Here is a 13,362-nt window from a genome sequence, read left to right as displayed (position 1 = left end):
TCATTTGTCATTTGTCATTTGTCATTGGATTTTTGACTTAGCTATGACTACGAGCCAGTAGGCATTACCTGTGGTTGTAAATAGCAAATCAAATCTTGAATTCCCTTTTGCAGATAGCGGGTTACTGTCATTGGACTAGTACCAATGTTCTTAGCTGCATCCTTGCGAGAAAGTTCCTTCAAAAATACCATTTCAACTGCCATACGGGGCTTTTCTTCCAACATATTGATTGCGCCTTGAAGTTGTTGGCGTTCTTCTTCTTGTTGCAGAAGCACATGAGAACGAGGACAAGGAAGTGCCTCACCTAAGGTTATTTGGCAATCAACATAGTTAACTGCGGTTGCATCTAAACTCAAGGGCATACGGTTTTGAGCAGCTAACTTGGTTTCTTGCCACTCTTGTACAGATACCCGAAGTTGGCTGGCAATTTCAGCATCCTTGGGCGGGCGACCTAAAGAGATTGACAAGTCCTTGCGAATTTTTTGTCCTTCATTATATAATTCTTGCCAACGACGAGGAATTTTTAATAGAGTACTGCGATCGCGCAAAAAGTGCAGCATCTCACCGCGAATATATGGCACAGCAAACGAACTAAAAGCATATCCTTGGCTGGGATCGAAACGCTCAATAGCTCTAATCAAACCAAAATACCCAATTTGTTCTAAATCTTCATAAGGTTCATTGCATTGATGGCTGAATTTATGAGCCATCTTCCGTACTAAGCCAGTATGTAACTGTACAAGTTTATTACGAAGTTTAATAGATGGATTCTGGTGATACAAGTGCAATAATTCTATACCATCAGTTCGTAAAGAGGACTCACTTGTTGCCATATAAATTACCTTTGTTGTAACTCCTATTCCTGAGAAAATGGAGCTGCGTATATTTTCTTCTAAGCTGTTATTATTTTGCTGAGTCAGGGAAGAATAAGCCATCGTCGTTTCACTGAACTTGTTAGGGGTCTAACTCCACAATTCAGTATTTGTACGCATGATTTTGCGAACCTCTTTGTCACAGGTGATTTTTGCTTTTTATATAACTGTTGAATGGTAAATAATCTTTAGCTTTTGCAACAAAAACTAGCTATTTATGCTGAAAAATGCATCACTTACCTAATAGTCATCTGTCATACTGAGTGCAAGTGGATCGGTAGTCAATACTGCACGCTTTGTGGATTTTTAACTCGGAATTGGATTTGGGAAAAGGTTACTGGGTTTAGGTTAAAGGTTTTTCCCCTTTTCCCCAAAACCCGACAAGTATTGGATCGGTATTGAATTAATTGCAAAATAGGTTGCAATCAAGGGTAAAGAGTATGCTATCAGTACTAAAGATGCTGTGAAATCCTCAAAAACTGACGACTCTAATTTTCAACAACAAAGCCGCCCTTCAGATTTGGCAACGATATTAAATCCTTGTCCGTTAACGGCAAAGATTGGTAAGAATAGGAATAAGCAGAACGTTTTCCTAAAAAACAGTTTTTCAATATGAGCAATACCAGTAATTTTCGTGAAGCTATCCGTGAGGCTAAATCTCACGCCCTTGTTGGCCCAAACGTGATTGCCAACGCCCTCCCCTACGTCGGTGGTGGATTGGTGCTAACCGCATTAGGAACCTACGGTGGTTTAGGAATTATCCGTACTAACCCCGAAATATTCTTTCCCACCTTCATTGGTGCGGTGATTTTGGAGTTAATTTTGTTCTTTGTTGCCCAAAATGTTGCCCAAAAAGGTAATAAGGGTCTTGCACTACCTCTGTTGGCAACCTACAGCCTCTTGTCTGGATATACTCTCAGTGGCTTGGTATTTGTCGCTTTGAGATCCCAAGGCGTTGGCATTCAAGGCATTGGGTTAGCTGCCCTTGGTTGTGGTGTCACCTTTATTGCTGCCCGTCAAATTGGTTCAAATCTTTCTGAACAAGATGGCATGGCTTTGACGAAAACCATCAATCTTGGTGTCATTGCCTTGGTGGTTGTGTGTTTAGCGCAATTCGGGTTTGCTATGTTTGGTGTTTACACGCCAAATTGGTTAGAAATCGCCATCTCCGGTTTAGGAGTATTCCTGTTTGTTGGGGTTTCTGTTGTCGATTTCTACATCTTGCCCCGCACTTACAGCGATGACCAATATTTGCCTGCTGCTTTGTCGATGTACTTAACTTACATAAACTTGTTTGTCTTTATCTTGCGGTTGCTAATTGCCATCAATGGCCGCGATTAATTGTCTGTAGGCACTAAGACAAGTAAAGTTTTATAAAATAAAACCCGTGGTTGAATTTTTAGCAACCACGGGTTTTTCATCGTTTTAATAGTAGGATATATAGATAAGTTAAGCCTCAAGTGAGCAAAACTATGCTTGAACTCTTAAATATCAAAATTGAAGTAAAAAGGTTGTCTAATATCTTGACCAAGGCTGAAGGCTGTCTTTGACCTCCCAGAACTGAGTGCAAAAACTCAAGAGTTGAATCAATTAATTTCTCAACCTACTTTCTGGCATAATTCTGTCACTTACTATCAGAAACTTCAAGAAATTGAATACCTCAACGCTAAGAAGAAACAATATCAGCGATCGCACTTCATCCTAGAAGATATCAAAGCTGCACTAGAACTACTAGAATTATCTGCTGATGAAGAATTATTGCAAGAGGCGCAAACCAACCTTACCCAACTCCAGCAAGAACTTGAAACAGTAGAAATAGAACAATTCCTGTCCGGCCCCTGCGACCAAAAGGGGGCATTCTTGGCAATTACGGCTGAGGTTGGAAGTATAGATGCCCAAGACTGGGCAGCTATGTTATTACAGCTATATCATCGTTGGGCAGTAAATCATAACCATAAAGTGTATCTAGTGGAAGAGTCAGCAGGTGATTTAGGAGGGTTTAAACATGCCACCCTAGAAATTACAGGGCGTTATGCTTATGGCTGACTAAAATCAGAACAAGGAACTCATGCAAGAATAGAGCGAATTTCTCCTGTTCATGGCAATGGCAGACGGCATACTTGCCTAGCCAGTGTAGAAGTCAGCCTGATTTTAGATGAGTCTATTGATTTTGAGATTCCAGAGAAAGATTTGGAAATTACTTTTTATCACCATCGGGGGAATGTCAACCGAACAGAAACATGCGTAAAGATGGTTCACATTCCGACTGGGATTAGTGTATCTTGTAACCAAGAGCGTAGCCAGCTGCAAAACAAAGAGAAAGCCTTGGCTATTCTCAAGAGTAAACTGTTTGCGATGTCTACGACGGGCTACGCCTACGCACTAGCCCAAGGTGTCCAGATTGACAAAATTCAACCCCGACAGATAAAATCTCTATCCAACAAGCTCATCCGTGAATATATCTTGCATCCTTACACCAAGGTGAAAGATTTACGTACCAATGTAGAAACACCTGCTGCGACAGAGGTATTAGACGGTAAAATTGATTTCTTTATCAAAGCCTATCTGCAACAGCTAAATCACACTACTTCAGTGAGCTAAGAAGCGCTTGATAATTTCAAGTCACTTTTGTAACTTATATAAGTAGTGCAGAAAAAATTTGCTCAACTACAGCTAAAATCAAGAAACATAAGTAGAATAAAGAGCAATTTTCCAGTTTAAAGCGCTCTATCTATCATTACAGCAAGCACTATGGAAGTTTTAGAACTCAAACGCGAAATCGAAACGTTGTCTGGCCGCCTGGGTAAAACCCAGGACTATCTTTGACGTACCTGCACTGACAGCCAAAATTCAAGACCTCGAAAAAATATCAGCTCAACCAGAATTTTGGGATAACCAAACCCAAGCCCAACAAACTCTGCAAGAACTCAACGACCTGAAAGCCCACCTCCAGCAATACGATCGCTGGCACGCCAATCTCGAAGATACTAAGGCAGTTGTGGAATTATTGGAGTTAGAAACCGATGAGGCACTACTCCAAGAAGCCGAATCTACCATCACTAAACTCAATCGTGACCTGGATCAGTGGGAGTTACAACAGTTACTTTCTGGGCCCTATGATGCTGAAGGCGCTGTACTGACGATTACTGCTGGTGCTGGTGGCACAGATGCTCAAGACTGGGCATTTATGCTGATGCGGATGTACACCCGTTGGGGCGAAGCTCACGGCTATAAGGTAACTTTAGCTGAAGAGTCGGAGGGTGATGAAGCCGGAATTAAATCGGCAACCCTAGAAATTACCGGTCGCTATGCTTATGGTTACTTGCGCTCGGAAATGGGTACACATCGCTTAGTGCGGATTTCCCCTTTTAATGCTAACGGTAAGCGACAAACCAGTTTTGCTGGGGTGGAAGTAATGCCGCAGATTGATAACTCTGTGCAATTGGATATTCCAGATAAAGATTTGGAAATCACCACAACTCGCTCTGGTGGTAAAGGTGGGCAAAATGTCAACAAAGTAGAAACAGCAGTGCGGATTGTTCACCTGCCCACGGGTCTTGCCGTGCGCTGTACAGAAGAGCGATCGCAGCTGCAAAATAAAGAAAAAGCCCTAAATCGCCTCAAAGCAAAGCTGTTGGTCATAGCCAAGGAGCAACGCGCCCAAGAAATTGCCGAAATTCGTGGCGATATGGTAGAAGCCTCTTGGGGAAATCAAATCCGTAACTATGTGTTTCATCCTTACCAAATGGTGAAAGATTTACGTACAAACACGGAAACAACAGCGATTGGTGATATAATGAATGGCGAACTTGATACATTCATTCAAGCTTATCTGCGCCAAGAAAATAAACTAGTAGAAAACAGTCAGGCATAGAGGCATTCATTACATAACATCCCGATTACTAAGGCGTTTCTGTGTGAAACGCCTTAGCAATATATGGGCGATCGCCATTCTATCCCAGACCAACTGTTACAGTTATAAAAGAGTCTGTAGACAAATAACTATGAGCAACTCACCTTCAACAGAACCTCAACCTAGCTACGTTAAACTCGCCATGCGAAACATGGTGCGGAAGGGTGGAACTTCCCTAAAGCATTTTGGATTGACTGCTGTAGGGCTTTTAGCTCTGCTTGTTGGTCTTGCTTACCTCACTCACTAAACTAGTCATTAGTCATTAGTCATTAGTCATTAATTATATTTAAAAGGACAGATGACCGATGACAAAGGACAAAAGACAGTCTTAACGACAAATCGTAAACCTCAGACAAGGAGACTGTGTGCCCCTGAGAGTTGAACTATATGTGGAGGAGTATTTTTATGAGTTGTCCCCGACAACATCTGTAAAAATTGACGAGACTGATGACCGAATTACCCCTGAAACTTGGGAAAACTGGTTTAATCGCTGGTTGGAAATACTTCAGCCTCAGATTCCACCAGCGCCAAGTTATGAAATCGGGCTGCGTTTGACAGATGACTTGCAAATTCAAGAACTGAATGCTCAATATCGTCAGCAAAATAAGCCGACAGATGTTTTAGCCTTTGCTGCTTTGGAAGTGGATTTTCCTCAAAGCAAAGAAATGCTTGCCTCTGTCCCATTATACTTAGGTGATATTATTGTGTCTGTAGATACAGCACAACGCCAAGCTCAACAACAGGAACATAGCTTATCAACTGAGCTAGCCTGGTTAGCTGCTCACGGTTTATTGCATCTGTTGGGCTGGGATCATCCTGATGAAAAAAGTTTGGAGCGAATGTTAAAACAGCAAGTGGGATTGCTGAATGCAATAGGTATTGCTATTGACATGGAATAGCAGTAATTGAAGTATCTCTTAATGTTAATTTTGGGTAATACTTTTATAATACTTCTGTGGAAAATTGCTTAAAGATTGCCTCAAAGTTAATTCTGCCATTAAGATCGGCGAATATTCCCACTGTAGCAACTCTGTTCTTGTGTTTTTAAGTCTATGTCGCAAAAAATTTCTCCATCACCAACGCCTACCTCGTTACAAACACTGGTGTCTGACGAACGGGAATTCTCCTGGAAAGTAGCCTCTAATTTATTTATTAGTTTTAAATATGCTTGGGCTGGAATCAGCTATAGTTTTCAAACTCAACGTAATTTTCGCATCCACGTAAGTGTTTGTGCTTTAGCTATTGCTTTAAGCGTTTTTTTGCATCTACAAGCGGTAGAAATAGCGGTAATTGGTATAACTAGTGGTTTAGTTTTAGCATTAGAGTTACTAAATACAGCGATCGAGTCCGTTGTGGACTTAACCGTTAAGCAGACATACCATGATTTGGCAAAAATTGCTAAAGATTGTGCGGCTGGTGCAGTGCTTGTCTCTGCTTTCGTAGCGATGCTAGTAGCAGGTACGCTATTGCTTCCTCCTCTGGTAAAGTTAATTATATCGGCTTTGTAGACGTGATTTAGGCATCGCTAAGTGACTCATTAAGAGAATCACACTCTGTCCGAATCCGGTTTGCAGAATATATTTAAAATTTAAATCGTGCGATGTCTACGACGGGCTACGCCAACGTGCCAAGCATCCTGGCTAAAGGATTACTTGGTAATCTTTAGAAAATGGCCGTAGAGTAGCCACTTCATACTTACACGTCTACGTCAACATTATTTTTACACCTAATGAACAAATAGCATGAGATACTTATCTATGCTTTTTGCAACTGATCAGTCGTAAAACCAGGAATGATAAGCTTTGATTATAGTTATCGATAATTACGATAGTTTTACATATAACTTAGTGCAGTATCTGGGAGAATTGGCATCAGAGTTCCCAGCGGCAGATGATATTAAAGTTTTTCGTAACGACAAGATATCCATAGATGAAATTCAGGCATTAAAGCCGGAAGCTGTAGTTATTTCTCCTGGGCCTGGTCGCCCGGAAGATGCCGGCATTTCTTTAGAATTGATTGAACAGCTAGGACAAGAGTTACCAATTTTGGGTGTCTGTTTGGGACATCAAAGCATTGGTCAAGTGTTCGGTGGTAAAATAATTTCTGCTCCAGAGTTGATGCATGGCAAAACTTCTCAGGTGTCTCACACTGGAGTGGGGGTTTTCCGGGGATTAGAAAATCCTCTGACCGCCACCAGGTATCATAGTTTGGTAATCGAACGTGAGACTTGCCCAGATGTGTTAGAAATCACCGCTTGGGTTGAAGATAACACCATTATGGGAGTGCGACACCGGAACTATCCTCACATTCAGGGCGTCCAGTTTCATCCAGAGAGTGTCCTGACATCTTCAGGAAAACAGTTATTGCGAAATTTTCTCCAACAGTTACAGTCAAGAGCATAATTAATGAAACGACGACAGTTGATGGGCTATGCTGGGGCGGGGTTGGCCACAGCTTTAGTTACTACCTTGGGTTCTGAATCTCAAGCTGACGCACAATCTAGCGGTTTATCAGTTCAGTGGTTGGGTCATACTTGCTTTCTTTTTACTGGTGGCGGTGCGAAAGTTCTCGTCAATCCATTTCGGTCAATCGGTTGTACTGCTAAGTATCGTCCCCCTAAAGTTGCAGCAGATTTGGTACTGATTAGCAGCCAACTGCTAGATGAAGGTGCTGTGGATGTACTACCGGGAAATGCAAAACTGATCTACGAACCAGGAGTTTATGAGTTTAAAGGCATTAAATTCCAAGGAGTTGCCATAGACCACGATCGCAAAGGTGGTAAGCAGTTTGGCTCAAATACTGCTTGGAGTTGGAAGCAAGGCGGAATTAATATCCTACACTTAGGCGGGGCTGCTGCACCTATTTCTATTGAGCAAAAAATCCTGATGGGGCGTCCCGATGTGGCATTTATTCCAGTGGGAGGCAGTGCAAAAGCCTACAATGCTGAGGAAGCAAAGCAGGCTGTTCAAGTATTAAATCCCAAGTTAGTGATTCCGACTCATTACCGGACACAGGCTGCTGATGCTGCTAAATGCGATCTTTCACCACTAGATAATTTTCTAACCTTAATGCAAGGTATGAAAGTGCGGCGTAGCAGTGCAGATAGTATTTCTATTAGCCCTAAAGATTTGCCGGAGAATGGCGAGATTCAAGTTTTGAGTTACAAGTTTTGAGCAGTAAGGAAATGAAGGAATCAGGGAGCAGAGGAGCAGGGGAGCAGGGGGCAGGGGGAAGAATAAAAATTACCTCTTTCTCCTCTGCCCAATGCCCAATTCCCAATGCCCCATGCCCCTAACTTTTAGAACGTATACCACTCTCCGGTCAGCTTATCTGCATCGCTGATGGGAGTCTCAACTGCTGTCGTTTCATTTATAGTCCAAATGTTGTCTGTACCTGCTGTCTGATCGCGCCAGTAGATATCAGTCTTGCCATCGCCGTTGAAATCGCCAAGAGATGGTGTCAAGGCCGCGTTATTAGCTGGTAAGAAAGCTTCAGTTGCAACTGTTGTGCCATCCATCAACCAAGCAGTGTTCTCACCAGTTGTGCCATTGTGCCAGAAGATATCGGTCTTGCCATCACCGTTGAAGTCACCAATTTTGGAAGTCCAGGATGAGTCAAGTGTGCCCAAAGCACCCTCTGTGACTAAAATACCATTTATCGTCCAAACCTTGTTCTCACCGGTTTGAGCGTTTCTCCAGAGAATATCAGTCTTATAGTCGCCGTTGAAATCACCAAGGGTAGGAGTCCAGGCGGGATCTTGTGATTGCAGCGCCAATTCAGTCTTTTGCGTACCATCCATAAACCAAGCTGTGTTATCGCCGGTGGTCTGATCGCGCCAGAAGATGTCACTCTTACCATTGCCGTCGAAATCAACAATTGTAGGAGTTAGTGCTGTGTTTGTAGTGTCTAGAACAGTTGCATTCAGAACAGTAGTGCCATCCATTTCCCAGATAGCATTCTCGCCAGTTGTGCCATTATGCCAGAAGATATCGGTTTTGCGATCGCCATTGAAATCTCCAATCTGAGGACTCCAGGCTGGATCGACGCTACTTAGAGCAGCCGCACTACCAACTTTGGTGCCATCCATTAAGACAATACTATTCTCACCGGTTGTCTTATTGCGTAATAAGAAGTCGGTTTTGCCATCAGCATTGAAGTCAGCAATTTTGTAATCATAGGCGGATAGGTCAAATTGACCCAAAGAACCCTGTTCGATAACTTTTGTGCCATCCATCAACCGAATGATAATCTCACCTGTTGCAGAATTGACCCAAACTTTGTCTGTTTTACCATCCCCGTTAAAGTCAGGAGTAATCGCCGCACTAGTTAAGTAAGGATTAGGATTGGGATTTGCTGACGTTTTAACAGGCGCAGTTACCGGTTGACTTTCTAGTGCTAGTGAAGAACTCTTATTTCCAAACCCCAAATCATAATTTAAACTCTTAAGAGAAGTTGTCAAGATTTCTGATTTTGCAAAAGAATCTGATAACAATCGAGATGTATTCAAAGCTAAGGGTGAGGAATTTGAATTTGCCGGCATGGTGTATTTTTATTATTGGGTGTTATATTCTTTTAACTTTTTTTTGTAATCTCTTTCTGTAACGAAATAACATTTGCTAGGGTTTCAATTTTTCTTTATAACTATTTTTTATTTATTAATGTTATTCCTGGAAGATAAATATTTTTTTGTTTTAAACTATTATTCTAAAATTTTCAAGTTCTATATAAGCATTTGCAAAATATATTTTGTAATTGCTTATATGATTATTTATAGATAAAAATGATTATTTTATCTATTTTCTTTGACATTAGGACTTACGCAAGTGTCACCAAAAAATCGGATTTGTAGTTTGTAGTAAGCGGCTTTAACCCTTATTTTGAGGACTAAGTCCTCTCTGTGAGACGCTACGCGAACACTACGAACTGAAAATAATATGCCAGTTGCGTAAGTCTTGGACATTTGAAGGTTGTATCAAAAATATATTTACAAACTAGAAATTTATTTTATGTTTAATTAAACCGACTTAATTAAGATAGAAGCGATCGCTACATTATTCCTAATATATTTTTTTGGTTAGGTACACAAGCTAAGTCTGTTACCCAGGTATAAAGTGTGTTTTACTCCTGAATTCTGTATTCTGCTGTATAACTTGAGTGGAAACAAATATTGGTTAGAATAACTTAGATTAGCAGCTATTAAGAGGCATCATCTGTGCATTTGTTAGTTGCTAAAAGTGTCAAAGAATACAATACCTATTAAAAGTACATCAACTATGCAAGCAGAATATCGGCAGCGTCGCGAGCAATTAATGGCAAAAATAGGTGATGGGACAGCCATTTTTCGCAGTGCGCCAATGGCAGTGATGCACAACGATGTCGAGTATGTTTATCGCCAAGAAAGTGATTTTTTTTACTTGACTGGTTTTAATGAACCACAAGCAGTAGCAGTGTTAGCGCCGCATCACGCAGAACATCGGTTTGTGCTGTTTGTCCAACCGAAGGATCGCGAAAAAGAAGTATGGACTGGTTATCTTTGTGGGGTAGATGCAGCCAAGGAAATTTATGGTGCTGATGAAGCATACCCCATTAGCGAGTTAGATGAAAAGTTGCCGCAGTATTTGGAAAAAGCTAGCCGGATTTACTATCATTTAGGACGCGATCGCAATTTTAACGACCAAATCCTCAAACATTACCAAAGTTTACTGCGGACTTATCCGAAGCGTGGTACTGGGCCGATCGCCATTGAAGATACTGGCCCTGTCCTCAACAGCATGAGATTGATCAAAAGCGAAGCTGAGTTGGAATTGATGCGTGAAGCAGCTGCGATCGCAACTGAAGCCCACAATTATGCCCAAGAAATCGCCGCACCGGGACGTTATGAGTACGAAATCCAGGCGGAGATGGAACGCATCTTTCGAGTCCGGGGTGGAATGGGGCCTGCTTATCCTTCGATTGTGGCATCTGGTGTCAATGCTTGCGTACTCCATTACATTGAAAATAATCGTCAAATGCAGGATGGAGAATTACTGCTAATTGATGCTGGTTGTGCCTATGGTTATTACAACTCGGATATTACCCGGACATTTCCTGTTGGGGGTAAATTTACGCCAGAACAAAAGACATTGTATGAGATTGTTTTGGAGGCGCAAAAACAAGCGATCGCTCAAGTCCAACCAGGTAATCCCTTCAAATTAGTTCACGATACAGCAGTGCGCGTCCTCACAGAAGGTTTAGTCGAACTTGGCATTCTCAAGGGTGAAATTGATAAGTTAATTGAAGAGGAAAAATACAAACCATATTATATGCATCGTACCAGCCATTGGTTAGGTTTAGATGTCCATGATGTCGGTGTTTATCAGCATGGTGAAGACAAACCACAAATTTTACAACCAGGTCAAATTTTGACAGTGGAACCGGGACTATATATTGTGCCAGATACTAAACTAGCAGAAGACCAGCCACAGACCGATCCTCGATGGGTTGGGATTGGCATTCGGATTGAGGATGATGTATTAGTTACGCCTGGGGGACATGAGGTGTTAACTGTGGGGGTTCCCAAAGAAATAGATGAAATCGAAAGATAAAAAATGGGGATGGTAGACATCATCGCTAAGAAAAGCCCTGGCGTTGAAATCGTGGCTATACAGACAAAACCCTTGATTTTGTATAGTCCACGGAGGTTGACTTTGCTTGTGTAACCGTGACTTTTAAAACTCCACTTCTAAAGGAAAAATTGCGGTGAAAGTAGAACCAACGCCTACCTGTGAGGCTAGGTTAATTTGACCTTGCAATAGTTTTACTAAACGCGAGACGATCGCTAATCCCAATCCTGTACTATCAGGAAGATATGGGCGATCGCTAGAACTGACGCGAAAGTAGGGTTCAAATATCTGGGCTTGGTTTTCGAGTGCAATGCCAATCCCAGTGTCAGAAACTGCGATCGCCCATCTCTGCTTCTCCAACACCTGACACATGATAATAATAGTCCCCGACTCTGTATAACGAATCGCATTACTAATAAGATTTGTAATAATTTGTTGTAACTGAAACGAATCTGTGATTAATTTTTCAGGGATGCGATCGCAATCGACTACAATTTGTAAATTTTTTCCCGCAGCTAAAGGTTCCAACATTTGACAGATATTATCGATTAATTCCCGCACATCGGTAAGCGCTAATTGGATTTTTGTCTGTCCTGCCTCATAGCGGGAAAGTTCTAGTACATCATTGATTAAATGGAGTAACTGTCTACCATTGCGTAGTACCCGCTCAATATGTTCTAAATTCGTATAGTTGTCTTTTATATCAGCCTTTCGTCGTTGTTGGCGTAAAAACAGATCCGAATAACCAATAATAGAAGTTAGAGGATGTTTTAATTCGTGGGCTAGTTGAGAAAGATACTCTTGATTGGCGCTAATTAACCGCGTGAGTTCCTCGTTATGGAGCCTTAGTGATACTTGCAACTGCTGTAATTCCCGCAAGCGTTCCTCAACATAACTCTTGAAACATCGAGCGATCGCTTCGTCTAGGATAGCGTCAATCAAACGCATAGAACGAATTATCTCTACAGGTGTTCCTTCCAATAAATCTGCTTGTAGAGCGTCAAGTATTATTGTTCGCAGCAGATGATATTCTCTAGCGATTTCTGCTGCATCAAAGCCTTGTTCGGCACGAATAGCTCCATGCTGAAAACTGGCAGTAACTATTGACTGAATATCATTATCTTGAGATTTTGAAAGCACTGTCACCATAGCTTTCAAAACATCAGGGACGTGATCCTTTACGGCTGTATAAGATAGGTCATCAGCACTTTCAATCCGTCTATCCTTGCGAACCGCTAAAATCCATTTATCGACGATGGTATCCGTTTTTTCAGCCAGTACTTGACTAAAATCCATTATGTTAAATTCAGCTAGGAGATAGATGAGTAAACTTCCATATCCAATTAGTTTAGCGAGTGCAGTGGGTTTTTACCAAATTTAACAATTTAGTTCACCTACCAAAAGGAATAGATTATATATGTTATTTTGTTTGCTAATTAAGTAGCCGTATATAAAATTTTATCAGTATATTCCGTTTTATATTAAAAAATATTAATCAAGCACGTAATATTTTTGATACTTTGCTTAACTATATTGTTTAGCTGTCTGTGCAAGGAGTTAACTCACAACATAACTAGATACACAAGTCTTATTTGTTGCCATTAACTAGTTATTAACATTTAATTTAAGTATTAAAATAAACAATAGTTATCATAAGATAGATGGCTTTTACTGAGGATCGATGTTATATTGTGCATAAATTAGTATCCATTAGAGTAAGTCAGCCTAATTCAGCGTGTCACAGTGCATAACGCTGGAGCGGAGGAACCAAATTGTGGGGCGTATCTCATAGAAAGTGAGGAGTTGAGAGTGAGGAGTTGGAACTTACTAATACTAATATTTAATTCATAACTCATAACTCATAACTTTCTTGTGAAGGGCATCTCTCAGCCCTAGCCCGTCAGCTAACTTCGTAGGCATTGAGAGGAGACTGAAGAGACGGCATTTTTATAATGTTCCGATCTCATCGGTGTCC

11 protein-coding genes, 1 pseudogene and 1 riboswitch are annotated in these 13,362 nt (G+C 41.3%); of the genes and pseudogenes, 9 read left to right on the top strand and 3 right to left on the bottom strand.

The window, feature by feature from the left end; translation table 11 throughout:
- Nucleotides 1-47: 47 nt before the first annotated feature.
- On the bottom strand, nt 48-833 hold the full coding sequence (locus RMZ95_RS03790; protein ID WP_229498888.1) for an RNA polymerase sigma factor SigF: 786 nt from the start codon (nt 831-833) through the stop codon (nt 48-50).
- A gap of 651 nt (nt 834-1,484) precedes the next feature.
- Here RMZ95_RS03790 and RMZ95_RS03785 point away from each other — a divergent pair.
- The 8 genes and pseudogenes from RMZ95_RS03785 to RMZ95_RS03750 all read left to right on the top strand — a co-directional run bounded on the left by RMZ95_RS03785 (nt 1,485) and on the right by RMZ95_RS03750 (nt 7,958).
- Nucleotides 1,485-2,213, top strand: a complete 729-nt coding sequence (locus RMZ95_RS03785; protein WP_322686005.1) for a Bax inhibitor-1 family protein — start codon at nt 1,485-1,487, stop codon at nt 2,211-2,213.
- 131 nt (nt 2,214-2,344) lie between these two features.
- Nucleotides 2,345-3,473: pseudogene (locus tag RMZ95_RS03780) on the top strand (PCRF domain-containing protein).
- A gap of 150 nt (nt 3,474-3,623) precedes the next feature.
- A protein-coding gene (prfB, locus tag RMZ95_RS03775; RefSeq protein WP_322686004.1) for a peptide chain release factor 2 occupies nt 3,624-4,746 on the top strand; the annotation gives its coding sequence in 2 pieces (ribosomal slippage) (nt 3,624-3,695 and nt 3,697-4,746; 1,122 coding nt in all).
- A 130-nt stretch (nt 4,747-4,876) separates the two neighbouring features.
- A complete protein-coding gene (locus RMZ95_RS03770; protein WP_094350437.1) occupies nt 4,877-5,032 on the top strand; it encodes a DUF3285 domain-containing protein in 156 nt (51 codons plus the stop codon).
- Between the two features lie 163 nt (nt 5,033-5,195).
- On the top strand, nt 5,196-5,684 hold the full coding sequence (gene ybeY, locus RMZ95_RS03765; RefSeq protein WP_409882145.1) for an rRNA maturation RNase YbeY: 489 nt from the start codon (nt 5,196-5,198) through the stop codon (nt 5,682-5,684).
- 153 nt (nt 5,685-5,837) lie between these two features.
- Nucleotides 5,838-6,293 carry a diacylglycerol kinase family protein gene (locus RMZ95_RS03760; RefSeq protein WP_322686003.1) on the top strand — a complete coding sequence of 152 codons (456 nt, stop codon included), beginning with the start codon at nt 5,838-5,840 and terminating at the stop codon, nt 6,291-6,293.
- A gap of 294 nt (nt 6,294-6,587) precedes the next feature.
- The gene (locus RMZ95_RS03755; RefSeq protein WP_322686002.1) at nt 6,588-7,187 is read left to right on the top strand and encodes an aminodeoxychorismate/anthranilate synthase component II; all 600 of its coding nucleotides are present in this window, start codon (nt 6,588-6,590) and stop codon (nt 7,185-7,187) included.
- 3 nt (nt 7,188-7,190) lie between these two features.
- Nucleotides 7,191-7,958, top strand: a complete 768-nt coding sequence (locus RMZ95_RS03750; protein ID WP_322672732.1) for an MBL fold metallo-hydrolase — start codon at nt 7,191-7,193, stop codon at nt 7,956-7,958.
- A gap of 125 nt (nt 7,959-8,083) precedes the next feature.
- Here RMZ95_RS03750 and RMZ95_RS03745 read toward each other — a convergent pair whose 3' ends face one another.
- Complete coding sequence (locus RMZ95_RS03745; RefSeq protein WP_322672731.1) at nt 8,084-9,325, bottom strand: VCBS repeat-containing protein; 1,242 nt, start codon at nt 9,323-9,325, stop codon at nt 8,084-8,086.
- A 733-nt stretch (nt 9,326-10,058) separates the two neighbouring features.
- On the opposite strand from RMZ95_RS03745, the gene RMZ95_RS03740 reads away from it, so the two are divergent.
- Nucleotides 10,059-11,369, top strand: a complete 1,311-nt coding sequence (locus RMZ95_RS03740) for an aminopeptidase P N-terminal domain-containing protein (protein WP_322686095.1) — start codon at nt 10,059-10,061, stop codon at nt 11,367-11,369.
- A 123-nt stretch (nt 11,370-11,492) separates the two neighbouring features.
- Here the strand turns inward: RMZ95_RS03740 and RMZ95_RS03735 are convergent, their stop codons facing one another.
- Complete coding sequence (locus RMZ95_RS03735; protein ID WP_322672728.1) at nt 11,493-12,683, bottom strand: HAMP domain-containing sensor histidine kinase; 1,191 nt, start codon at nt 12,681-12,683, stop codon at nt 11,493-11,495.
- 416 nt (nt 12,684-13,099) lie between these two features.
- A riboswitch (cyclic di-AMP (ydaO/yuaA leader) is annotated at nt 13,100-13,321 on the top strand.
- Nucleotides 13,322-13,362 lie beyond the last annotated feature (41 nt).

The organism is Nostoc sp. DedQUE07 (genome assembly GCF_034530975.2).
Taxonomy (GTDB): Bacteria; Cyanobacteriota; Cyanobacteriia; order Cyanobacteriales; family Nostocaceae; genus Nostoc.
This window is presented reverse-complemented; position numbering and strand designations above follow the sequence as displayed.

Coding starts and splice junctions, on each gene's coding strand:
- RMZ95_RS03790 (WP_229498888.1), bottom strand. CDS start 833: ATGGCAACAAGTGAGTCCTCTTTACGAACTGATGGTATAGAATTATTG.
- RMZ95_RS03785 (WP_322686005.1), top strand. CDS start 1,485: ATGAGCAATACCAGTAATTTTCGTGAAGCTATCCGTGAGGCTAAATCT.
- RMZ95_RS03770 (WP_094350437.1), top strand. CDS start 4,877: ATGAGCAACTCACCTTCAACAGAACCTCAACCTAGCTACGTTAAACTC.
- RMZ95_RS03760 (WP_322686003.1), top strand. CDS start 5,838: ATGTCGCAAAAAATTTCTCCATCACCAACGCCTACCTCGTTACAAACA.
- RMZ95_RS03750 (WP_322672732.1), top strand. CDS start 7,191: ATGAAACGACGACAGTTGATGGGCTATGCTGGGGCGGGGTTGGCCACA.
- RMZ95_RS03745 (WP_322672731.1), bottom strand. CDS start 9,325: ATGCCGGCAAATTCAAATTCCTCACCCTTAGCTTTGAATACATCTCGA.
- RMZ95_RS03740 (WP_322686095.1), top strand. CDS start 10,059: ATGCAAGCAGAATATCGGCAGCGTCGCGAGCAATTAATGGCAAAAATA.
- RMZ95_RS03735 (WP_322672728.1), bottom strand. CDS start 12,683: ATGGATTTTAGTCAAGTACTGGCTGAAAAAACGGATACCATCGTCGAT.